The sequence below is a fragment of the Shinella sp. genome, from assembly GCF_052438155.1.
In the GTDB taxonomy this organism is placed as follows: domain Bacteria; phylum Pseudomonadota; class Alphaproteobacteria; order Rhizobiales; family Rhizobiaceae; genus Shinella.
Genome location: NZ_JBQVPI010000004.1, coordinates 92589 through 115337, shown reverse-complemented (window position 1 = coordinate 115337; position 22749 = coordinate 92589). Strand labels below are relative to the sequence as shown.

Annotated in this window: 21 protein-coding genes; 14 read left to right on the top strand and 7 right to left on the bottom strand. The window is 63.5% G+C overall.

What is annotated here, in order from left to right; translation table 11 throughout:
* Positions 1–84 precede the first annotated feature (84 nt).
* From ACT6VE_RS09490 to ACT6VE_RS09475, 4 genes are all read left to right on the top strand, one after another.
* Positions 85–1047: a glycosyltransferase family 32 protein gene (locus ACT6VE_RS09490; protein ID WP_444798366.1), complete on the top strand. Its 963-nt coding sequence runs from the start codon at positions 85–87 to the stop codon at positions 1045–1047.
* Positions 1048–1206: 159 nt separating this feature from the next.
* Positions 1207–2550, top strand: a complete 1344-nt coding sequence (locus ACT6VE_RS09485; protein ID WP_444798365.1) for a UDP-glucose dehydrogenase family protein — start codon at positions 1207–1209, stop codon at positions 2548–2550.
* Positions 2547–3581, top strand: a complete 1035-nt coding sequence (locus ACT6VE_RS09480) for an NAD-dependent epimerase (RefSeq protein ID WP_444798364.1) — start codon at positions 2547–2549, stop codon at positions 3579–3581. The genes ACT6VE_RS09485 and ACT6VE_RS09480 overlap by 4 nt, the downstream gene beginning before the upstream one ends.
* Before the next feature lie 160 nt (positions 3582–3741).
* Positions 3742–4377 carry an RBBP9/YdeN family alpha/beta hydrolase gene (locus ACT6VE_RS09475; protein WP_444798363.1) on the top strand — a complete coding sequence of 212 codons (636 nt, stop codon included), beginning with the start codon at positions 3742–3744 and terminating at the stop codon, positions 4375–4377.
* A gap of 14 nt (positions 4378–4391) precedes the next feature.
* Here ACT6VE_RS09475 and ACT6VE_RS09470 read toward each other — a convergent pair whose 3' ends face one another.
* The 3 genes from ACT6VE_RS09470 to tauA all read right to left on the bottom strand — a co-directional run bounded on the left by ACT6VE_RS09470 (position 4392) and on the right by tauA (position 7136).
* Positions 4392–5234, bottom strand: coding sequence for an ABC transporter permease subunit (locus ACT6VE_RS09470; protein ID WP_444798362.1), 843 nt, complete (start codon positions 5232–5234; stop codon positions 4392–4394).
* On the bottom strand, positions 5231–6037 hold the full coding sequence (locus ACT6VE_RS09465; RefSeq protein ID WP_444798361.1) for a taurine ABC transporter ATP-binding protein: 807 nt from the start codon (positions 6035–6037) through the stop codon (positions 5231–5233). The genes ACT6VE_RS09470 and ACT6VE_RS09465 overlap by 4 nt, the downstream gene beginning before the upstream one ends.
* Positions 6038–6131: 94 nt before the next feature.
* Positions 6132–7136: a taurine ABC transporter substrate-binding protein gene (gene tauA, locus ACT6VE_RS09460; protein WP_444798360.1), complete on the bottom strand. Its 1005-nt coding sequence runs from the start codon at positions 7134–7136 to the stop codon at positions 6132–6134.
* 501 nt (positions 7137–7637) lie between these two features.
* Between tauA and ACT6VE_RS09455 the strand changes: the two genes are divergently transcribed.
* Positions 7638–8102 carry an RrF2 family transcriptional regulator gene (locus ACT6VE_RS09455; RefSeq protein ID WP_444798359.1) on the top strand — a complete coding sequence of 155 codons (465 nt, stop codon included), beginning with the start codon at positions 7638–7640 and terminating at the stop codon, positions 8100–8102.
* A 42-nt stretch (positions 8103–8144) separates the two neighbouring features.
* On the opposite strand, the gene ACT6VE_RS09450 is transcribed toward ACT6VE_RS09455, so the two are convergent.
* Positions 8145–8750: a helix-turn-helix domain-containing protein gene (locus ACT6VE_RS09450; RefSeq protein WP_444798358.1), complete on the bottom strand. Its 606-nt coding sequence runs from the start codon at positions 8748–8750 to the stop codon at positions 8145–8147.
* A gap of 196 nt (positions 8751–8946) precedes the next feature.
* Here ACT6VE_RS09450 and ACT6VE_RS09445 point away from each other — a divergent pair, with 196 nt between their 5' ends.
* Positions 8947–10905 carry an oxidoreductase gene (locus ACT6VE_RS09445; RefSeq protein WP_444798357.1) on the top strand — a complete coding sequence of 653 codons (1959 nt, stop codon included), beginning with the start codon at positions 8947–8949 and terminating at the stop codon, positions 10903–10905.
* A gap of 27 nt (positions 10906–10932) precedes the next feature.
* Here the strand turns inward: ACT6VE_RS09445 and ACT6VE_RS09440 are convergent, their stop codons facing one another.
* Together ACT6VE_RS09440 and ACT6VE_RS09435 are read right to left on the bottom strand one after the other, a co-directional pair.
* Complete coding sequence (locus ACT6VE_RS09440) at positions 10933–12249, bottom strand: aspartate aminotransferase family protein (protein ID WP_444798356.1); 1317 nt, start codon at positions 12247–12249, stop codon at positions 10933–10935.
* Between the two features lie 2 nt (positions 12250–12251).
* Entirely contained in the window at positions 12252–13301 is a 1050-nt protein-coding gene (locus ACT6VE_RS09435; protein WP_444798355.1) for a phosphotransferase, read from the bottom strand.
* 183 nt (positions 13302–13484) lie between these two features.
* Between ACT6VE_RS09435 and ACT6VE_RS09430 the strand changes: the two genes are divergently transcribed.
* The 6 genes from ACT6VE_RS09430 (at position 13485) to ACT6VE_RS09405 (ending at position 19381) form a co-directional block, all read left to right on the top strand.
* Positions 13485–14165, top strand: a complete 681-nt coding sequence (locus tag ACT6VE_RS09430) for a GntR family transcriptional regulator (RefSeq protein WP_261003367.1) — start codon at positions 13485–13487, stop codon at positions 14163–14165.
* A 76-nt stretch (positions 14166–14241) separates the two neighbouring features.
* Positions 14242–14982 carry an SDR family NAD(P)-dependent oxidoreductase gene (locus ACT6VE_RS09425; RefSeq protein ID WP_444798354.1) on the top strand — a complete coding sequence of 247 codons (741 nt, stop codon included), beginning with the start codon at positions 14242–14244 and terminating at the stop codon, positions 14980–14982.
* 216 nt (positions 14983–15198) lie between these two features.
* Positions 15199–16239 (top strand): ABC transporter substrate-binding protein, encoded by a 1041-nt coding sequence (locus tag ACT6VE_RS09420; protein WP_444798625.1) that lies wholly within the window; start codon positions 15199–15201, stop codon positions 16237–16239.
* A gap of 99 nt (positions 16240–16338) precedes the next feature.
* Complete coding sequence (locus ACT6VE_RS09415) at positions 16339–17418, top strand: ABC transporter ATP-binding protein (protein WP_444798353.1); 1080 nt, start codon at positions 16339–16341, stop codon at positions 17416–17418.
* Positions 17415–18596 (top strand): ABC transporter permease, encoded by a 1182-nt coding sequence (locus ACT6VE_RS09410; protein ID WP_444798352.1) that lies wholly within the window; start codon positions 17415–17417, stop codon positions 18594–18596. Before ACT6VE_RS09415 ends, ACT6VE_RS09410 begins: the two co-directional genes overlap by 4 nt.
* 2 nt (positions 18597–18598) lie before the next feature.
* Positions 18599–19381 (top strand): ABC transporter permease, encoded by a 783-nt coding sequence (locus tag ACT6VE_RS09405; RefSeq protein WP_444798351.1) that lies wholly within the window; start codon positions 18599–18601, stop codon positions 19379–19381.
* Here ACT6VE_RS09405 and ACT6VE_RS09400 read toward each other — a convergent pair.
* Positions 19378–20778 (bottom strand): aminotransferase-like domain-containing protein, encoded by a 1401-nt coding sequence (locus ACT6VE_RS09400; RefSeq protein ID WP_444798350.1) that lies wholly within the window; start codon positions 20776–20778, stop codon positions 19378–19380. The genes ACT6VE_RS09405 and ACT6VE_RS09400 overlap by 4 nt on opposite strands.
* A 114-nt stretch (positions 20779–20892) precedes the next feature.
* Between ACT6VE_RS09400 and ACT6VE_RS09395 the strand changes: the two genes are divergently transcribed.
* Both ACT6VE_RS09395 and ACT6VE_RS09390 read left to right on the top strand, forming a co-directional pair.
* The gene (locus ACT6VE_RS09395) at positions 20893–21756 is read left to right on the top strand and encodes a DMT family transporter (RefSeq protein ID WP_444798349.1); all 864 of its coding nucleotides are present in this window, start codon (positions 20893–20895) and stop codon (positions 21754–21756) included.
* A gap of 72 nt (positions 21757–21828) precedes the next feature.
* The gene (locus ACT6VE_RS09390) at positions 21829–22731 is read left to right on the top strand and encodes an SMP-30/gluconolactonase/LRE family protein (RefSeq protein ID WP_444798348.1); all 903 of its coding nucleotides are present in this window, start codon (positions 21829–21831) and stop codon (positions 22729–22731) included.
* Positions 22732–22749: the final 18 nt, after the last annotated feature.

Genomic DNA, 22749 nt, shown 5'->3' with positions numbered 1-22749 from the left:
AGGTCGGGGGTTGTTCTCACTCCGACGCGGACCGAATATGACGGTTCTTTCCAGGGCGCCGGAGCCCTCCCATAGGATAGATTGATGTCAGTCAAGCAACGATTGAACGCGGAACTAGAAAAAGCTGCGCTACACCGGGACGCCGGCGCGTTCGACGCCGCCCGCAAGGTGCTGGAGGCGGTCGCCGCCGATCCAGAGAGGGCAGCGTTGGGGCCGGATACGACGCTCGGCCTGCCGCGCCGGCTGCACTCCGCCTTTCTGAAGCTTGCCAAGGCCGAACGGGATCCCGTCAAGCGCGTCGGTTACCAGTACCACCTCGTCCCCGACCCGGATATTCTGGCCGTCCACGGACAGTTCACCCTGGCCGAGAAGCGTGCGATCGCCGAGGCCAACCGGGCGGTGGTGCCACCGATCATCCACCAGATCTGGATCGGAAGCGCAGACCTGCCGCCCTCGACGAAAGCCTGGGAACACCACGCCAAGGCGCATGGCTACGGTTATTTCCTCTGGCGGGAAACGGACCTGGCGGAGGCCGGCGTCTACGAGAACAAGGCCTTCCAGGCGATGCTGGCGCGCGAAGACTATCCCGGCGCGGTCGATGTCGCGCGCTATCTTCTGGTGGAACAGGAAGGCGGCATCTATCTCGATTGCGACTGGTATCCGGCCCGCATGGACATCAGCTTCCACGATCTTTTACCGATGACCGGCCTGATCGCCATGGCGGAAGACATCCCGCGCAAGACCGGCCGCGGCAGCCTTTTGCTGGCCAATTCGTTCGTTGCCGCGCCCGCCCATCACCCGGTCCTGACGCGGCTCAACACCGTTTTGCCTTCCGTTGTCGAGGCGATGCCGGCGGCACCCGCTTGGTGGTCCACGGGGCCATTGCTCTTCACCGTCATCGCGCGCGGTGGCACCCTGACGCTCGCGGATGCATCCTTCGTCGCTGGAGAACTGCCCCGAGGGGCGCCGTTCTCCGACGTCGAGGCTGCCTGCGAGACCTTCGAAGCTCAGGATGCGGGCCTGTTGCTCGCCTGGAAGTCCTGGTAGTCGATGGTGGGGGCCGGTGCCGCACCGTATTCTAATTGTGACAAATTGCGTGCTAGAGCACTTCCATAGAAAGTGCGAACCGGTTTGACGGACCGAATTGCGCAGCAACAGACAGATTAGAGTGTCCGCCACGGCGGACCCGCTTGGAGACATTGCACCATGAAGATCGCCATGATTGGTTCCGGCTATGTAGGGCTGGTGTCTGGCGCCTGTTTTGCCGATTTCGGCCACACCGTCGTCTGCATCGACAAGGCAGAGACCAAGATCGAGGCGCTGAACCGCGGCGAAATACCGATTTTCGAGCCGGGCCTCGATGCGCTCGTCGCCGAAAACGTCAAGGCCGGCCGCCTTTCCTTCACCACGGAGTTCGCCGGTCCGGTGAGCGAGGCGGATGTCGTCTTCATCGCGGTTGGCACCCCGTCGCGTCGCGGCGACGGCCACGCGGACCTATCCTATGTCTACGCCGCCGCCCGCGAAATTGCCCAGTCGGTCAAGGGTTTTACGGTCGTCGTCACGAAATCGACGGTACCCGTCGGCACGGGCGACGAGGTGGAGCGCATCATGCGCGAAACCCGCCCCGATGCGGACATTGCCGTCGTTTCCAATCCGGAATTCCTGCGCGAGGGCGCGGCGATCAGCGACTTCAAGCGTCCGGACCGCATCGTCGTCGGTATCGAGGATGAACGCGCACGCGAGGTGATGACGGAGGTCTACCGGCCGCTCTATCTCAACCAGTTGCCGCTGCTCTTCACCACCCGCCGCACGTCCGAGCTGATCAAGTACGCCGCCAATGCGTTCCTTGCGATGAAGATCACCTTCATCAACGAAATCGCCGACCTCTGCGAAAAGGTCGGCGCCGACGTGCAGCAGATTTCGCGTGGCATCGGCCTTGACGGCCGCATCGGCTCGAAATTCCTGCATGCCGGCCCCGGTTACGGCGGCTCCTGCTTCCCGAAGGATACGCTGGCGCTCGTCAAGACCGCACAGGACAATGACAGCCCGATGCGCCTGATCGAGACCACGATCGCCATCAACGATACGCGCAAGCGCGCCATGGCCCGCAAGGTGATCAATGCGCTGAACGGCGACGTGCGCGGCAAGAAGATCGCCATCCTCGGCCTCACCTTCAAGCCCGAGACCGACGACATGCGCGATGCGCCGTCGATCTCGATCATCCAGGCCCTGCAGGACGGTGGCGCCCGGATCTTCGCCTATGATCCGGAAGGCATGGAAGCCTCCAAAGCCATCCTCGACAATGTGACCTACGGCACCTCGCCCTATGACATCGCCGAAGGTGCGGAGGCGGTGGTGATCGTCACGGAATGGAACCAGTTCCGCGCGCTGGATTTCCAGCGGCTGAAGTCCGTCATGGCCAAGCCCCTGCTGGTCGACCTTCGCAATGTCTATACGCCGGATGAGATCAAGCGACACGGCTTTGCCTATGCCAGCATCGGCCGCGGCACCTCCGCCATGGTCGTGCCGGTCTCCGAGGCGGCGGAATGACGCATTTTCTCGTCACGGGCACGGCCGGCTTCATCGGTTTCCATCTGGCAAAGCGACTGCTCGACGACGGCCATTCCGTCGTCGGCTTCGACGCCATGACGCCGTACTACGACGTGACGCTCAAGGAACAGCGCCTTGCGATCCTGGAACCCTATGCAGCGTTCCGGCAGGTCAGCGGCAGGCTGGAAGACAGGGCAGCGCTCGACGTAGCTGCCGCTATCCAGAAGCCCGACGTGATACTCCATCTCGCAGCACAGGCCGGCGTGCGCTACAGCCTCGAAAATCCCGGGGCCTATGTGGACTCCAATCTCGTCGGCTCCTGGAATGTGCTGGAGCTCGCCAAGGCGCTCCAGCCGCAGCATCTGCTGCTCGCCTCGACCTCGTCGATCTACGGGGCAAACGAGAAAATCCCGTTCGCCGAGGCCGACCGCGCCGACGAGCCAATGACGCTCTATGCCGCTTCCAAGAAATCCATGGAGCTGATGGCGCACTCCTATGCCCATCTCTACAAGGTGCCGACGACGGCCTTCCGGTTTTTCACGGTCTACGGGCCCTGGGGGCGCCCGGACATGGCGCCGATCAAGTTCACCGACGCCATCCTCAACGATCGCCCGATCGACGTTTACGGCCAGGGCAATATGAGCCGTGACTTCACCTATATCGACGACCTCGTCGAGGCCATCGTCCGCCTTGTTGGCGTCGTGCCCTCGGAAAGCAACCGTGCGACGGCGCCGGGTGTCATCGATACGCTCTCGGCGCACGCGCCCTTCCGCGTCGTCAACATCGGCGGCGGGCGTCCGGTTGAGCTTATGGCCTTCATCGAGACAATCGAGAAGGCCTTGGGTCGGCCAGCGGAGCGCAACTACATGCCGATGCAGCAAGGCGATGTGCCGCGCACCTTCGCCTCCACCGAGCTCCTGCATCATCTCACGGGTTTTGTCCCGCGTGTGACGCTGGAAGAGGGCATCGCTGCCTTCACGCAATGGTATCTGGAGTGGCGCAAGCGCAACAGCGGCCCCAGCGCCTCCTAGCGCACGTGAACTTGAGGTGCGGGTGTCCTTCGCGTCAGCTGTCGCGCTGCATGCAAAGAAATTCTATGGTTTTTGCCGGCAATAGGAGCAGCTTTCTTACCTTTACGACTCCCGGCGGGCATCATCGCAAGCAATATGATTTGCGAAGGAAGGCTGCCTCATGCCGTCAATCGATATTCCCATCGACACGCTCATCCTGCCCGGCCTCAACGGCTCGCCCGAAGGGCACTGGCAGCGCCACTGGGCACGTGACAATCCCGAAAGCCGTGTGGTCGAGCAATTTGACTGGGCCTGCCCCGATCGGCAGAGTTGGCTCCAGCAAGTGGAGCAGCAGGTCGAGATGGTCGGCAACGACGTTTGGCTTGTCGGCCACAGCCTCGGCTGCGTGCTGGCGGCGCATTTTGCGCAGAGCCGGCTGGCGTCGCGGATTCGCGGTGCGCTGCTCGTCGCCCCCTGCGATCTCGATACGACTGAAACGATGCATCCCTGTATCATCAGGTTCGGTGCCATGCCGCAGGCGCGACTGCCGTTTCCCTCACTCGTGGTCGGCAGTCTGAACGACCCCTATATGCCGGTCGACTGCCTTCGCCAGACCGCGCGCGCCTGGGGCAGCGATCTCGTCGATATCGGCGATGCCGGCCATATCAATGTCGCCAGCGGTTTTGGCCGCTGGACGGCGGGCTACGATTTCCTCGAGCTCCTGAAGGCAAGGGCGGGGCGGTCGATCTTCCCCGTAAAACAAGACGGCCGCCTGTTTACGGCGGCCGTCGCGAACCTGGGGCTGGCGCTCAACTGAGCGCCAGCATGGTCTCAGCGGTGCGAAGCCCAGGGCACCAGGCGCCGTTCGATTAGCCGGGCGATGTATTCCAGCAGAATGGCGATCAGCGCGATGACGATAATGCCGGCGATCACGATGTCGGTGACGAGGAACTGTGCGGCTGACTGGATCATGAAGCCGATACCGCTCGTCGCTGCAACCAGCTCCGCCGCCACCAGCGTCGTCCAGCCTGCACCGAGCGCGATGCGGATGCCGGTGAGGATCGACGGCACGGAGCTTGGCAAGACGACTTCCGCCAGAACCTGCCGTTTGCTCGCGCCGAGCGAACGCGCTGCATTGACATGATCCTTGGAGACCGCGCGCACGCCGGCGGAGGCCGACAGGATGATCGAGGGCAGCATGGAGAGTGCAATCACGGTGATCTTCGACGCCTCGCCGATGCCCACCCAGATGATGATGAGCGGCAGATAGGCAAGCGGCGGCAGCGGTCGCAGGAACTCGACGATCGGATCAAGAATGCCGCGGCCGACCCGGCTGGTGCCGATGGCGATGCCGGCGGGTATGCCGATGATGATGGACGCAATCAGCGCGCCAAAAATACGGGTAAGGCTGGCGCCGACATGTTCGGCAAGCGTCGCATCGACGAAACCCTTCACGATGAGATTGTAGAGGGCAAGCACGACCTCTCGCGGCGAGGGCAGGAAGACCGGCGAGACCAGCGCATAGGCCGAGGCAAGCCCCCATGCCCCGATGATCAGCACAACGGTGATCGCCGAAATGACGGCAACGGGCAGGGGACGCGCGGTCCGCGGGCGGGTGGTATTCTCAGCCGCGATCTGTTGCGGCAAGGCGTCGATTTCAGTGGAGAGCGTCATGCGGCAATCTCCTCGTCACTGGTGGAATGGATGAGGCCGGTGAGCCCCGCATGCATGCGCTTGAAGAGCGGTGAGGCCTTCACGGCGGCCACCGAGGCGCCATTCTGCACCTCCGCGTTGAAGCCGGCCTCGATCTCCGCCGTCAGCCGGCCGGGATTGGGCGAGAGTACGACGACGCGCGTGCCGAGCAACAGGGCTTCCTCAATGCTGTGGGTGATGAGCAGAGCCCCGGCACCGCTCTCGGCCTTGATGCGCAGCAGGAACTCCTGCATGCGTGTGCGGGTCAGCGCATCGAGCGCGCCGAGCGGTTCGTCGAGCAGCAGGAAGCGCGGCTCGGCGGCGAGCGCCCGGGCGATGCCGACACGCTGGCGCATGCCACCGGACAGTTCCCATATGCGCCGGTCGCCGGCATCCGCAAGGCCGACGCGGTCGAGAAGCGCGTCGGCACGCGCGCGACGTTCGGCAAGCGGAATGCCCTTCAGCTTGAAGGGAAAGGCGATGTTGTCGCGGGCATCGAGCCAGGGATAAAGCGCATCGTCTTGGAAGACGACGGCCCTGTCAGCGCCGGGGCCGCGAATGGGCTCGCCGTCGACGGTGATCGTGCCCGAGGAGGGATTAAGAAAACCGGCGGCGAGATTGAGCAGGCTCGTCTTGCCGGAGCCGGAACGGCCAATGACGGCAACCAGCTCGTTCGAGGCGATTTGCAGCTCGATCGTATCGAGCACAAGCTGTTCGCTGGTGCCGCCGCGGCCAGCCCTTGGCGGGTAGCGCAGCGAAACGTTGCGGAATGTCAGGACGCTCATGGGGCCTCCGGAAATGGGGTGGCGTTTTATCTGGCGATGGCCCGGCGGCGCTTTCGCGCGACCGGGCCATCTCCGCCGCAGGATTGTTGCCGGATCAGTAGGCGAGCTTTGCCGCGTCGGTCACCCAGCGGGTCGAGACGTAGGGCTTGTAGTCGGAGAGTGCCGCCGGGATCTTGCCCTGCTCCAGCAGGAAGGCAGAGGTATCGGAAACCGCCTTCACCGTACCGCCGCCAAGCAATGCCTCACCGGCCTGCTCTTCGAGCGTCGGGAAGATGTAGCCCTTGAGAAGGGCCGGAACCTCGTCCTGCTTGGCGCCCGTCAGGCGGGCGATCTTTTCAGCTTCCGGTGACGTCGCGTTCCAGGCGTCTGGGTTGGCGCGGTAGGCGGCGGTCGCATCGCCCGTCACCTTCACGAAGGCCGTCACGACGTCCGGATGCTCTTCGGCAAACTTCTTGCTGACGATCCACGCGTCGAAGGTCGGGCCGCCCCAATCGGCGACGTCCGCAGACGTGGCCAGAACCTTGCCGCTCTTCTTCAACTGCGCCAGGACCGGATCCCAGACATAGGCGCCATCGATATCGCCACGTTCCCACGCCGCCGCGATTTCCGGCGGACGCAGGTTGAGGATCTCGACGGACTTCGGATCGACCTTCCAGTGCTTCAGCGCCGTCAGTAGGCTGTAATGGGCCGTGGAAACGAAGGGCGTCGCGATCTTTTTGCCGGCAACGTCTTCCGGCTTGTCGATGGTCTTGACCGCAAGTGCTTCCGCCTCGCTGATCAGGCCGACGACGAAGATCGTCTCGATCGGCAGTTCGCGGCTTGATGCTGCGGCAAGCGGCGAGGAGCCGACATAACCGATGTCAAGTGAGCCGGAGGCGATCGCGGCAATCACGTCGGCGCCGCCGTCGAACTTCTGCCAGTTGATCTTGGCGCCCGTCACCTTCTCGTAGGTGCCGTCGGCCTGCGGGACGCGCGAGGGCTCGACAATCGGCTGGTAGCCGATGTTGAGCGTCACCTCTTCGGCAAAGGCGGTGCCGAACGACGCGGCCATGGCAAGGGCGGCGGTCGCGGCAAGCAGGGTTCTGCGGTTGATGGTCATGGTCCTCTCCTCAAGTTGCCGTTGCCCGAGGTTGGTGCGGGCCGGTTTCTCAAGGCTATATAATCAATAAATTTAGTAGAGAAATTTTTGCCTCAATTTCACCGCGCATCGGCGATTGCTTTTGCGTTTTCCGGGAGCAGTGCCGAAAACGGCCGCCCTGCATTTCGCCTGGTGTCAAAGACGGCTTGGGTGCGCCGAAAAGCACGGAACGAACAATTCGCCGGTAAAACCGATGCAGATTGGGCACGTCGCCGACGAAACCTGCATAAGAGCTTGACAAAAGGCGCCAATTCCCTTGCTGCACCCCGCACAAATAAATTATACCGTTTTTATATGTTTTTCGCACTTCGGTGCCAAGAATGAGCCAGAATCACCCGGCAAGGGTGAGCCATCGATCTTCCCCAAGATCGACGGATGGAACCCCTGGGACGCGGGATGTACGCGTCCGCGCTCCCGGGCGTATCCGGACGATGCCCCAGTGCTGATGGAAAGCAGACCGACATGCTGACGAAAAAGGGAAAATACGGACTGAAGGCGCTGGTGGACCTGGCACGCCTCGGGCCGGGCGAAACGGCGTTCGTGGCCGAAATTGCGCTGCGCAATAATATTCCGAAGAAGTTCCTCGACACGATCCTGCTCGAACTGCGCAATGCCGGCATGCTGCGCTCGAAGAAGGGTCCGGGCGGCGGCTATTCGCTGTCCCATCTGGCCTCCGAAATCCGCATCGGCCATGCCATCCGCGTGCTTGACGGGCCGCTTGCCCCCATTCGCTGTGCCAGCCGCACGGCCTTCGAGGCCTGCGAGGACTGCGCCGACCCGGATACCTGTCAGGTCCGGCGCGCCATGACGGATGTGCGCGACGCCATCGCCTCGATCCTCGACACGATGACGCTGGAACAGTTCGTCGCCGTACCGGGCGCGGCCGCCATCATCGACGAGGACGAGCTTGAAAAGCGCGTCGGCTGACCCGCGGGCGGCCTTTGCAAGGCCGCCTTTTCCGCACCATTTTCAAAAATTCGGCGGGCTGATCGCCCATAGCACCACGGCATCCCGTTGCCCCGGATTGCGATAGCGATGCGGCTCGCCGGCCGAGTATGAGCAACTGTCGCCCTCGTGGAGATGGAAGCGCCGCTCCCCGACCCAGATTTCCAGCTCCCCGGACAGCACGAAGCCGACGCCGTCGCCGGTGTGGCTGTAGCTTTCCGCACTCTCGCTGCCGGGCGGCAGGTTTGTGTAGATCAACTCTACCTGCAGGCTCATTTTCGGCGTCAGCAACTCGTCAATGATGCCTTGTTCATACTGGATCTTCAGCCGGTTGCCGCGCCGGACGACATAGCCATGCTCCTCCTGCGGCACCCGCGAGGCGCCGGCGAAGAACCATTGAACGGTCACGCCGAGACTGCGGGCAATCCCCACCAGCGCGGGGATAGACGGATAGGCGAGGTTGCGCTCGATCTGGCTGATATAGCCGGTCGAAAGGCCGGCGCTGTCCGCAAGCTGCGCCAGCGTCATCTTGCGCCGCTTGCGCAGGTCGCGAATGCGTTCGCCGAGAACGGCCTCCTCACCGGCAGGATCGGCCGGCAGTTTGAAGCCGAGATGGTCGTCAGAGGCCATTGCTGCCTTCCGTCTTTCTCTAGGGGCACGGCTCCAGACTATCCTTCGCTGCGCAGATTTTCGGCACAGGCATGCACAACCCTGCGCGAATGACAACAAATTTTGCCCAAAGTAAAAATATCGCATGTATTTTTTACTCAGGATAAAATATGCATCGTCAAGCTTTCGTAGTCACCGCAGGAGGAGGCCGGGTTTCATGACGACAGACGCATTCCCCCATCTGTTTCAGCCGCTGCAGATCCGTGGCGTGCGACTGAAGAATCGCATCATGTCGTCCGGCCACGATACGACACTGCCAACCGACGGCCTGATCAACGATGCGCTGATTGCCTATCACGCAGCGCGGGCGCAGGGCGGGGCGGGCCTGATCGTCAGCCAGGTGGCCGGCGTGCATGAGACGGCACGCTATACCTCGCACATGCTCATGGCGGTCAGCGACGACTGTATCGAGGGCTATCGACGGCTTGCGGAGGTCTGTCACGCCGAGGGATGTGCGCTGTTCTCGCAGCTCTTTCATCCCGGGCGCGAGATCATGGAGGGCGGCGACGGGCTTTTGACCGTTGCCTACGCACCGTCCGTCTCGCCGAACGAGCGTTTTCGCGTGATGCCGCGACAGCTCGACCAGCGCATGATCGACGAAATCGTTGCCGGCTACGCCGCCGCCGCGCGCCGCATGCATGCGGCCGGCATCGATGGCGTCGAGTTTGTCGCAAGCCACGGCTACTTGCCCGCCCAATTCTTCAATCCCCGGGTCAATCGCCGCAGCGATGCCTATGGCGGCGATCTGGAAAACCGGCTGCGCTTTGCGGTCGACGCGCTCTTGGCGATGCGTGCCGAGACGTCGGAGGATTTCGTCATCGGCATGCGTATCAGCACCAGCGAGCGCGACGAACAGGGGCTGACGGGCGACGAGGCGCTCGCCATCTGTCGCCGGCTCGAGCCGCTGCTGGATTATGTCAGCCTGACGGCCGGCACCTCCGCCTCGCTCGGCGGGGCCGTGCACATCGTACCGCCCATGGCCTATCGTCATGCCTATCTTGCCGGCGATGCCGCGCGGTTTCGTCAGGCGCTTGCCATTCCCGTCTTCGTCACGGGTCGCATAAACCAGCCGCAGGAGGCCGAAGCGGTCCTTGCCGGCGGTTCGGCGGATGTTTGCGGGATGACGCGGGCGATGATCTGTGATCCGGCCATGCCGGGCAAGGCCGAGGCGGGACACACCGACGATATCCGCGCCTGCATCGCCTGTAACCAGGCCTGTATCGGCCACTTTCACCGCGGCGTGCCGATTTCCTGCATCCAGCGTCCCGAAACCGGGCGAGAGCTGAAATTCGGCACACTTACGCCGGCCGCACGGCCGAAATCCGTCATGGTGATCGGCGGCGGGCCGGCAGGCCTCAAGGCTGCGGCGGTTGCCGGCAGTCGCGGACATCGCGTGACGCTCTACGAAGCCGCACCGCAACTCGGCGGCCAGGCGCTGCTTGCCCAGCAGCTTCCCAGACGTGCCGAGTTCGGCGGTATCGTCACCAATCTCGCCCACGAGGTGGAGCGGGCCAATGTGCGCGTGGTGCGCGGCACGCGTGTCGACCGCGTGCTGGTGGAGGCGGAAAAGCCGAATGCGGTGATCCTCGCCACCGGCGCGAAACCCTATCGGCCCGATATCGAGCAGGATGGCAGCGTCCAGATCGTCGATGCATGGCAGGTGTTGCGCCGCGAGGTAAAAACCGGCAGCCGCGTCGTCGTCGCGGACTGGCGTTGCGACTGGATCGGTCCCGGCATTGCAGAACTGCTGACCGGCGAGGGGTGCAGCGTCGAGCTCGCCGTCAACGGCACCCATGCAGCCGAACTCCTGCCGCTCTACGTGCGCGACAACATCGCCGCCGAACTGCACCGCATCGGCGTGCGCATCACGCCCTATGCCCGCCTCTACGGTTGCGACGGGGGCACGGTCTACATGCAGCACACGGTGAGCGAGCTGCCGATCCTGTTCGAGGACGTGGAAACGCTGGTGCTCTGTCTTGGCCATGAGCCGGTGGACGAACTCGCGGAAATGCTGCGGGGCCTGGTGAAGGAAGTCCACATCATCGGCGACAGCCTCGCCCCCCGCACCGCCGAAGAGGCGGTCTACGAGGGGCTAAAGATTGGCGCTTCGCTGTAAGCGCCGGGGGCTCGCAGCCCCTTGCCGTCACAGTGTCTTCAATACATCGCCCAGCGCATCCACCAGCATGTCGGCATTCTCTCGGGAGAAGACGAGCGGCGGGCGGATTTTGAGGACGTTGGCCCGCGGGCCGGAAGCGCTGATGAGGATGCGGCGCTCGCGCAGGCCGTTGACGATGCGGGTGGTCAGGGCCGCATCGGGGCTCTTGGTAGCCGGATCGGCGACGATCTCGACACCGATGAACAGGCCGGAGCCACGCACGTCGCCGATGGCGTGATAACGGTCGGCAAGGCTTTTGAGGCCGTCCATCAGATAACGGCCGACTTCCAGCGCGTTCTGCTGCAAGCCTTCAATCTGGATCGTGTCGAGCACCGCCTTGCCGGCTGCGGCAGCAATCGGATTGCCGCCGAACGTGTTGAAATAGCGCGCCCGCGGGCCGAATTCGGCAATCACCTCGGGCCGCAACACAATGCCCGCCATCGGATAGCCGTTACCCATCGGCTTGCCGATCGTCACCATGTCGGGTGAAACACCGTGGCGTTCGAAACCCCACATGGCCTCGCCGGTGCGGCCGAAGCCGGGTTGGACCTCGTCGGCGATGAAGAGGCCGCCCGCCGCATGGATCGCATCGACAGCCGGCTTCAGAAAACCCTTCGGGCCGGCGAAAATGCCGTCGCTGGAAAAAATCGTGTCGGTGATCAGCATGGCCGGCTTGATGCCGTGGCGCTGGAGATCAGCGATGGCGGCGCGCACGTCGCGGCCGAACTTTTCCATCACTTCTTCCGGCGAATGGCGATAGCTGTCCGGTGCGGGCACGGTGCGCACATGCGGCCCGAGTGTCACCGATTCGCCAAGCGACGGCGAGAATTCGGCAACCGCGCTCGTCAGGCCGTGATAGGCGAGCTCCGTCGCAATGATGCCGGTGCCACCCGTGACATGGCGGGCGATGCGCACCGCAAGGTCATTTGCCTCGCTGCCCGTGCAGGTAAACATGGCCTGGCTGAGCGTTTCGGGGAAAGTCGCCGTCAGCGCCTCGGCATACTCGATGATACCTTCGTGCAGGTAGCGCGTATGGGTGTTGAGCACCGCCGTCTGCTTGGTGATTGCCTCCACGACGCGCGGATGGCAATGGCCGAGCGAGGCGACGTTGTTATAGGCGTCGAGATATTTTTCACCCGAGGCGTCGTAGAGGAAGACGCCTTCGCCGCGCACCAGATGCAGCGGCTTTTCATAGAACAGGCGGTAGGCGGGGCCGAGCACCTTTTCCCGGCGGGCGATCAGCGCCCGGTCGGCCTCGTTCAGCCGCTCGAAATCTTCCTGCGAAAATGCATTCACCATCGACATGGTCAGGCCTCGGAAAGGTTGGGCACGAGCCGTTTCAGCCCGGCGGGTGTCAGATCGGATATGTTTTGCAGACCCCGCCAGGCGGTGGCGTGGTTGCGCATGATGTAGTCGCGGTTCTCCGGAAACCGTGCGGAGCGCCATTCGGCGATGATGATGGACATCGCCAGCCGGCAGCGGCACAGAAGCGGCAGAAGTTCGATCTCGCCGGGCTCGAGTGGGCGTGCAGAGAGGAACCCTTCGAGAAGGGCGCGGGTCCGCGCTTGCCAGTTGTCCGTCGCCAGATGATAGGACAGTCCGACGGCGAGATCGTTGATCAGCGGTGCATGCACCATGTCACCGAAATCGATGATGCCGACGACATGGGTGGGTGATGCAGGGTCGAGCAGGATATTGTGCGGATTGAAATCGTTGTGGATGATCTGCTGCCGCTTGAGCGCGGCGATGGCGGGCAGTGCCCGCTCGAACTCCGCGATCACGCCCGCCGCCTGCGCCCGGCGTTCCGGCGCGACATCGTCGATGACAGCAGCAAGATCGAGCATATGGGAGATGTCCCACATCAGCTTTCCGGCGGGCGGGCGGCCATCATAGGTCTCAAGTCCAAGGCCCAGTTCCGCCAGCGCGCGGCCGACATTGCGGCTCTGGGCTTCGGTGGTGGGCGTGCGATATTGCAGTTCTCCCGGCAGGAAGGTCAGCAGGCGCATGATGCGCGGGCCGTCGGCGGTTGCGAGCGTCTGGCTTTGTTCGCCATCCCTCGTGCGCACCAGCCGCGGCACGGGCACTGTGGGGGCTGCCGCTTCAAGATGCAGCAGCGCGCCGTCCTGGAATTCCAGTGCGGCCGGGTCCTCGGCGGGATTGGCGATCTTTAGGACGAAATCCGTACCGTCCATTCGGGTGAAGAGGAAGGTTTCGTCCCGCTCGCTTGAAAGCCGTTTGACGGCGCCTGAAAGGCCGTAAACATCCTCGACTGCCAGCTTTGCATCCTCGAGCGACGTCACGCTCCATGTCGCCGACATGGAATCCGGTTTCTTGGCGGCGGGCGATGGCTCCGTCATGTTTGCTCCGTTGATGCGGTGGTCCGCACTTTTCTTGCCTGTATCGTCCCGCCGTTGAGGTGCTTACGGCGGGAGTATGTGCCATCCGGTAGAGAAAGATAACGTCCGGCAGAGGCTCATACTTGAAACACGTCAAAAAAGATGCATCAAGTATCTTATTATTTTATTTTGCGGATGAGTTCCATGGCTGAATTTACGACACTGGAACATGAGAACCTCAACAGCGTCGTCTACGCCGCACTGTGCGATGCGTTGATGCAGGGACGGTTCCAGCCCGGCGACCGGCTGAAGATCCGCGATCTCGCCGAACAGTTCGGCACCAGCGTCACGCCGATCCGTGACGCCATCCTGCGCCTTGCCAACGATGAGGCAATCACCTTCCGCTCGCCACGCGACATTCGCATTCCCGGCATGGCCGAAAGCCGCTACCGGGAAATCCGGGCGATCCGCATCCGGCTGGAGGGGCTGGCCGCGGAGACGGCCGCGCAAGTCGCTACCAGTGCCGATATTCATGCTTTGGAGGGCATTTTGCGGGAAAACGAGCAGGCAATCGACGCTGGCGATCGCCTGAAGGGCACGCAGCTCAACCAGGCCTTTCACTTCATGCTGCCGCAGATTGCCGGTCTTCCAGTGCTGAACAACATTCTTCGACGGCTCTGGTTGCAGATGGGGCCGCATATTTCGGATGCCTACATTGAAGGCGGACGGGCGATGATCGATCATCACTACCCCGTCATCGAGGCGCTGAAACGGCATGATCCTGCCGCCGCTTCAATGGCGATCGTCGATGATATCCTGCTCGGCGGCAAGCCGATCCTCGAGCGCATCGTGCACGGTGTGGAACGACCCGCCCGCCGCGCGTGATGACCGTGCGAACAAGAGGCTTGCATTTCGTGAGCTGCCTATTACGATGCATCAAGCATCAATGGAGAATGCGTCCATGACCGAAGAACGCCGCTACATGTTGCTGACGGGAGCGAGCCGCGGCATCGGCCATGCGACGGTAAAACTCTTCCAATCGAAAGGCTGGCGCATTCTCACCGTTTCGCGTCAGGCATTTTCCGAGGAATGCGCCTGGCCGTCCGCCCGCGAAAGCCATATCCAGGCCGACCTTGCCGATCTGAGCCAGATCGAACGTCTCGCCGCGACCGTGCGCGAACGCCTGCCGAACGGCCGCCTGCATGCATTGGTCAACAATGCCGGCATCTCGCCGAAGGGACCGGGCCGCTCGCGCCTTGGCGTGCTGGAGACCGAGGCGGATGTCTGGACGCAGGTACTCAATGTCAATCTCATCTCGACCGCGCTGATCGCCCGCGCGCTGATGCCGGAACTGGAGGCCGCGAAGGGATCGATCGTCAACGTGACCTCGATTGCCGGCTCCCGCGTGCATCCCTTCGCAGGCGTCGCCTATGCGGCCTCCAAGGCGGCGCTCGCGTCGCTGACGCGGGAAATGGCCCATGAATTCGGCCGCCGTGGTGTGAGGGCGAATGCGATCGCGCCGGGCGAAATCGAAACATCCATCCTCTCGCCGGGGACCGATGAACTGGTGGCGGCGGAAGTGCCGATGGAGAGGCTGGGCGACCCGCGCGAAGTTGCGGAAACCATCTATTTCCTCTGCACCGAACCATCGTCTTACATCAACGGTGCGGAAATCCACATCAACGGAGGGCAGCACGTCTGACAACGGTCAAGACGGCAACGAAACCCGTTGACCGACGCAGACCGGAATGCATCAATCGGCCGATACGTGCCCCGGGGAAAGGGCGCAGCGACCGGAGAGGCTGCAACACCGCTGATACGCCAAAGGCGAGGGCGGCGCAGTCGCATAAGTTCGTCATCGGAGCCGGCCTGCCGGTTCCTTCATAAAAGAGAAAAGGGGAGTGCCATGAAAACCATCGTGAAATCCGGGATTCTGACGGCCGCCGCCGTCGTGCTGTCCGCAAGCCTTGCTCTGCCGGCCCTGGCGCGCGACCTGACCGTCGTCTCCTGGGGCGGCAACTATCAGGATGCGCAGCGCAACATCTATTTCAAGCCATTCGCGGAAAAGACCGGCAAGCCTGTGCTGGACGAGGCCTGGGACGGCGGTATCGGCGTCATCCAGTCGAAGGTCAAGGCCGGCGCGCCGAACTGGGATGCCGTTCAGGTGGAAGCCGAAGAACTGGCGCTCGGCTGCGCCGACGGTCTCTACGAGAAGATCGACTGGGACAAGTTGGGCGGCAAGGACAAGTTCCTCGACAGCGCGGTCAATGACTGCGGCGTTGGCGCCATCGTTTGGTCCACGGCGATTGCCTATGACGGTGACAAGCTGAAGGAAGGCCCGGCCTCATGGGCGGACTTCTGGAATGTCGAAAAATTCCCGGGCAAGCGCTCGCTGCGCAAGGGGCCGAAATACACGCTCGAATTCGCGCTGCTCGCCGATGGCGTCTCGAAGGACGAGCTCTATGACGTGCTCGGCACGGACGAGGGCGTCGAGCGCGCCTTCAAGAAGCTCGACGAGTTGAAGGCGAACATCGTCTGGTGGGAATCCGGCGCCCAGCCGCTGCAGTTCCTTGCTTCTGGCGAAGTCGCGATGGCCTCGGCCTATAATGGCCGCATCACCGGCATCAACCGCACGGAAGGCAAGAACTTCAAGGTCGTCTTCCCCGGCAGCATCTACGCCGTCGATAGCTGGGTCGTGCTGAAGGACGCTGAGAACAAGGACGCCGCGCAGGACTTCATCGCGTTTGCGAGCCTGCCGGACAACCAGGCAAAGCTGCCGGAATTCGTCGCCTATGGCCTGCCGAACAAGGAAGCGGCCGCCAAGGTGCCGGCGGAATTCGCCAAGGACCTGCCGACCGATCCCGCGAACATGACGGACTCGATCGCCCTCAATGTCGACTTCTGGATCGACAATGCGGAATCGCTGACGCAGCGCTTCAACGCTTGGCTGGCCCAGTAAGCACATCCGCGATGGAGGGCGCTCGAAACGGGCGCCCTTCCTGTCCGGCTGGATGCGTCCTCGCGGGGTTGCCGCATGATGTATCCTTCGCCTCTAGCGATGGAGTCTTCCTTGGCCGAATTCATTCGATTTGACCGCATCACCAAATTCTACGGTCCGCTCTGCGTGGTCGAGAACCTCGACCTCGGCATTGCGAAGGGCGAGTTCGTTAGCCTTCTCGGCCCGTCCGGTTCCGGCAAGACGACGTTGCTGATGATGCTCGCCGGCTTTGAGCAGCCGACCTCCGGCAACATCCTGCTTGATGGAACGGCGATCAATACCGTGCCGACCCATAAGCGGGACATGGGCGTGGTCTTCCAGAGTTATGCGCTGTTCCCGCACATGTCCGTTGGCGACAACATCGCCTTTCCCTTGCAGATGCGGGGGCTCGGCAAGGCGGAGACCGGCGAGCGGGTCAAGCGGGCGCTCGACATGGTGCAGATGTCCGCGCTTGTCGATCGCCGGCCCTCGCAGCTTTCCGGCGGCCAGCAGCAGCGCGTGGCGCTCGCCCGGGCACTGGTCTTCGAGCCGCGCGTCGTGCTGATGGACGAGCCACTCGGCGCGCTCGACAAGCAGTTGCGCGAGCAGATGCAGCTCGACATCCGCGACCTGCATCGCCGCCTCGGCCTCACCATCGTCTTCGTCACGCACGACCAGTCCGAAGCGCTGACCATGTCGGACCGCGTCGCGGTCTTCAACAAGGGCAAGATCGAGCAGATCGGCACGCCGCGGCAGGTCTATGACGAACCGGCGACGCGCTTCGTCGCCGAGTTCATCGGTGAGACCAACCTGGTCGAGGGTGTCGTCGAGGCGGTGCAGGGCGCGGAAGCCAATGTGCGGCTGAGTTCCGGCGCCCAGATCGTTTCGGCCGTTTCCGGCACCGTTACGCCGGGCCAGACCGTCTATCTTTCCATCCGTCCCGAGCGGGTCGATCTCACCGAGATCGCCGGCGACGCCCGCAACAGTCTCGAAACGGAGGTGACGGACAGCGTCTATCAGGGCGATCACCTGCGTGTGCAGCTGCAAAATGCGGCGCATCCGCTCATCGCCAAGCTTGGGCGCCGGTCGCGCGAGTTCCCGCCGGGCACCAAGGTGTATGCGGCCTTTGCGGCGGGCGATTGCCGGGTCATTGCGCCATGAGCGGGGGCTCGTCGCGCACCGGGCGGTCGCTGCTGCTGCTGCTGGCGCCGCTGCTCGTCTTCCTCATCGGCTTCTTCGTCTGGCCGCTGTTCAGCATGATGTCGCAGGCGATATCGGATCCGGCCGTGCTACGCTTGCTGCCACGCAGCGCCGAGGTCATCGGCGATTGGGATCGGAAATCGCCACCGACCATGTCCATGCAGACGGCGCTGATGGAGGACCTGAAGGCCGTCGACGATGACCAGGCGCTCGGCGACATGGTGCGGCGCCTGAACAGCGCCCGCTCCGGCTTTCGCACGCTGATGGGCAAGACCACGAGCGCGCTGGCCGACGCGGCCAACCCGCCCGCCGATCTCGTCTCGATCGACAAGCGCTGGGAAAAACCGGAATTCTGGATCGCCATCGCCGATGCGCTTTCCCCTTATACCGACCGCAACCTGCTCGCCGCCGTCGACCTTGGCCGCAACGCCGCCGGTAGTATAGAGCACCTGCCGGCCGACCAGTCCGTCAACCGCGTGATCCTCGTGCGCACCTTCTGGATAGCAGCACTCGTCACCTTCTTCTGCGCCTGCATCGGCTTTCCCTATGCCATCATCGCCGCTTCGCTCGACGGCTGGAAGCGCGACCTTATGCTCGCCGCCGTGCTGCTGCCGCTGTGGACATCGCTTCTCGTGCGCACCGCCGCCTGGTTCATCCTGTTGCAGGAGCAGGGTCTCATCAACGATCTGCTGCGCGGCATCGGCCTGATCGACACGCCGCTGGCACTGATCTTCAACCGCACCGGCGTCATCATCGCCATGACCCATGTGCTCCTGCCCTTCATGGTGCTGCCAATCTATTCGGTTCTGATCACCATCCCGAAGAACCTCATGCCGGCCGCCGCCTCGCTCGGTGCGCCGCCGGTGCGGGCGTTCCTGCGCGTGCTCTTGCCGCTCAGCCTGCGCGGGGTCGCCTCCGGCTGCCTGCTCGTCTTCATCTCGGCCATCGGCTACTACATCACACCAGCGCTGATCGGCGGGCCGGGCGACCAGATGATCTCCTCGATCATCGCCTTCTACGCGACGGGTTCGGCGAACTGGGGCATGGCCGGCGCGCTTGGTATGGTGCTGCTTGTCGCAACGCTCGTGCTCTACAGCGTCTATGCGCGTCTCTCCAGCGACGAACCGGGGAGGCGCTGACCATGCCGATGAAAATCGCCAAGGCCACCTTTGCCACGCTGACGGTCCTCTTTCTCGTCGCGCCGCTGATTGCCATCCTGCCGCTTGCCTTCACGTCGAGCGTCATCCTCACCTATCCGATCCCCTCCTGGTCGCTGCGCTGGTTCGAAGAACTGTTCTTCGCCGATGCCTGGCGCCGCGCGATCGTCAACAGCCTGATCATCGGCACGGGCACGACATTGCTTGCCACCATTCTCGGCACGGCGGCATCGCTTGGCCTGCGCAACCGACTGCTGTTCTTTCGCGGCTCGATCCGCACGCTCTTCCTGCTGCCGATGGTGGTGCCCGCCGTGGTGCTCGGTGTCGGCATGCAGGTGCTGCTGGCGGGCTTCGGCCTGACGAACAGCTATGCCGGCGTCATCATCGCCCACACGGTCGTCGCCGTACCCTTCGTGATCGTCAGCGTTACCGGGGCGCTTGCCGGCATCGACGAACGGGTGGAACTGGCAGCTCAGAGCCTCGGCGCATCGCCGACGACGGTGTTCCGGCGTGTGACTTTGCCGCTCGCCATGCCGGGCGTGCTGTCCGGCGCCGTGCTTGCCTTCGCCACGTCGCTGGATGAGGTGGTGCTCACCCTCTTTGTTGCCGGTCCCAACCAGCGCACATTGGCGCGGCAGATGTTTTCCAGCATCCGCGAAAACATCAGCCCCGCCATTGCCGCCGCCGCCTTCCTGTTCATCGTGGCGACGGTGATCATCGGCCTCGTCGTCGTGCTGTCGCGCTCCATGCTCGCCAAGCGCCGCTAGGCGGCGCGTTTCAGCACCGTGCCGAGCACCTGGTACACGCGCGGCTCCAGCATGTGCGCGACGTTGAAGCGCATGAAGCCGGCCGCCGTCTGCGACACGCTGAAGACGTTGCCGGGCGCGAGCACGACGCCCTCGGCCACGGCGGCCTGCGCGACGTCACCGGAATCCAGTCCCTCCGGCAGCCGGCACCAGAGATAGAAGCCGCCGCGCGGCGTGAGCCACGGCTCTATGCCGAGCCGGGCGAGCCGGTCTGCTGTTTCGCGCCGGGCGCGCACCAGCTTCCGGCGTAGCTCTTCCATATGCTTGCGATAACCGCCGCCGGCCAACATTTGGGCGATGATCTCGCTGGACATCGGGCTCGGACCGCCGAAATTGGTGGCGATCTGCAAATCCACCAGCCCTTCGATCCAGTCCGGTCGCGCGGCGATGTAGCCGCAGCGCGCGGAGGCGGAGAGCGTTTTGGAAAAGCTGCCGATGCGGATGACGCGGTCGAGCCCATCGAGCGCCGCCAGCCGTGTGGAGGGCTCGGGCTCGAAGTCGGCAAAAATATCGTCCTCGACGATGATCATCTCGCTGTTGGCAGCCGCATTCAGCACGCGATATGCCGTCTGGGGCGAAAGGGTAGCACCCGTCGGATTGTGGATCGCGGAATTGGTGATGTAGAGCCGTGGCCGTTCGGTGGCGAGTATCGCTTCAAACCTCGTGACATCCGGCCCAAACGGCGTGTAGGGGACGCCGACCACCTCGACCTGATGCGCTTTCAGAAGAGCTTGAAAGTTGAAGTAGCAGGGATCGTCGATGAGCACCTTGTCGCCGGGGCGCAACAGGAAGCGGCAAATCAGGTCCAGCGCCTGGGTGCCGGTACTGGTCAGCATCAGATGATCCCGCCCGGCCTCGATGCCTTCCTCCGCCAGCCGGCCGAGCAGCAAGCGGCGCAGCGCAAGCGAACCCTGCGTGCTGCCGTAATAGGAGAGCAGGTCGCTGTCGCTGCGGGCCAGGCTGCGGATGGCCCGGCGCAGTGCTGCGTCCGGCATCCAGTCCGCCGGCAGCCAGCCGCAGCCGGGCTTGAGCACGGCGGCATCGGCATCCAACGATTGCCGCGACACCCAGAACGGATCGACCGCACGCGCCTTCGGCGTTTCCGCCTCCGCCAGTTTCAGCGGCGGCAGGCCGACGCCGGCGACGTAAAAGCCGGATCCCCGCTGCGCGCGGATCAAACCCTCCGCCGCCAGCCGGTCATAGGCCTCCACCACGGTTGAGGGCGAGACGCCCATCGTGGTGGCAAAGCGGCGGATCGAGGGAAGGCGGTCGCCGGGGGCAAGCGCGCGGGTGGCGATGCGTTTGCGGATCGCCGACATGACATCCGCAATCCGGCTTCCGGTTGAATTTTCAGTCATGCTCACTTCCACTGTATTGCCTCATACACCGGTACACTTCTTCCAAATTGTATTGCTTTGTTCCTGTCTTTTCTAGCCTCTGCGCCTGTATCGTCCGGTGGAATGCGAGGTACTATGAAAACATCCATGGACGGCTGGGGCAGTGGGCTTGCCGGGGTCATCATCTTCAGCGGTTCGCTCCCGGCGACGCGCGTCGCGGTATCGGACTTCTCACCGCTTTTCCTGACTTCGGCGCGCGCCGTCATCGCCGCGTTGCTCGGCGCTGCGCTGCTCTTTGCGCTGCGGCAGAAAAAGCCGTCGCGCGACAATCTCCTGTCGCTGCTGATCGTCGCGCTCGGCGTCGTCGTCGGTTTTCCGCTGCTGACGGCGATCGCGCTGCAATACATCACGTCGGCCCATTCCATCGTCTTCATCGGCCTCCTGCCGCTTGCGACAGCGATCTTCGGCGTGCTCAGGGGCGGGGAGCGCCCAAAGCCGCTGTTCTGGCTGTTTTCCGTCATCGGCAGCGCCACGGTGGTGGGTTTTGCCTTGAGCGCCGGTGCGGAGGTCTCGCTCGTCGGGGACCTGCTGATGGTCGCGGCGGTCATCGCCTGCGGCCTCGGTTATGCGGAAGGTGCAAAACTCTCGCGCACCCTCGGCGGATGGCAGGTCATCTCCTGGGCGCTCATCCTTGCGCTTCCTTTGATGGCTGTCGTCGCGCTTTTCTCCTTGCCCGAGACCTGGGCCGGTATCGGCGGCGGCGCCTGGATGGGGCTCGCCTATGTCTCCGTCTTCAGCATGCTGATCGGTTTTGTCTTCTGGTATCGCGGACTAGCGCTCGGCGGTATCGCGGCCGTGGGCCAGTTGCAGTTGCTTCAGCCTTTCTTCGGCCTGCTGCTCGCCGCCGGCCTGCTGCATGAAAAGGTCAGCCCCCTGATGGTGGTCACCACGCTCGCCATCGTGCTCTGCGTTGCCGGCGCCCGGAAGTTTGCGCGCTGACGCTTTGTTACGCTTGCCCGGAGCGGCGCGATGGCTATCCTGCCGCGGTGCAACGCGGAGGGAGTGAGGCTGATGTCGTTTTTCGAGGCCGAGGAGAAGGTTTTTTCCAGTTTCGTATTGGGAAATGCTCCCCTCAAGAAGCTTGCCAGCGGTTTCGACTGGGCCGAAGGCCCCGTCTGGTTCGGCGATCACGATTGCCTGCTGTTCTCCGACATTCCCAACAACCGCATGCTGCGCTGGCACCCGGCGTCGGGCCTGACGACCTTCCGCGAGCCATCGAACTTTTCCAACGGCAATACCCGCGACCGGGAAGGCAGGCTCGTGACCTGCGAGCACGGCACACGCCGCGTCACCCGCACCGAATATGGCGGCTCCATCACCGTGATTGCGGATCGGTACGAAGGCAGGCCGCTGAATTCGCCGAACGACGTGATCGTCGCCTCGGACGGCGCGATCTGGTTCACCGATCCGCATTACGGCATCGTTTCCGACTACGAGGGCACCCGCTCGGAACAGGAGCTGCCGTGCAACGTCTATCGCGTCGATCCGCTTTCCGGCGCGGTCAGCGCCGTGCTCACGGATTTCCAGTGCCCGAACGGCCTTGCCTTCAGTCCGGACGAAAAACGTCTTTATGTCGCCGATACCGGGCGCATCCACAGCGATGAACCGCGTCATATCCGTGCCTTCGATGTCGATGCGGATTGGCGGCTCACCGGCGGTGAGGTCTTTCACACCATTGCGCCGGGCTGTGCGGATGGGATGCGGATCGATGAGAACGGCAATCTCTGGTCTTCGGCGGGCGACGGCGTGCATTGCATCGCGCCGGATGGCCGCCGCCTTGGAAAAATCCTCGTGCCGGAGACCGTTTCCAATGTCTGTTTCGGCGGCCGGAACGGCCACCGCCTTTTCATTACCGCCACCACGTCGCTTTATGCCGTGTCATTGACTGTGCGTGGTGCGCGCCGGCGTGAATGAAGAGACAAACATCGGCCA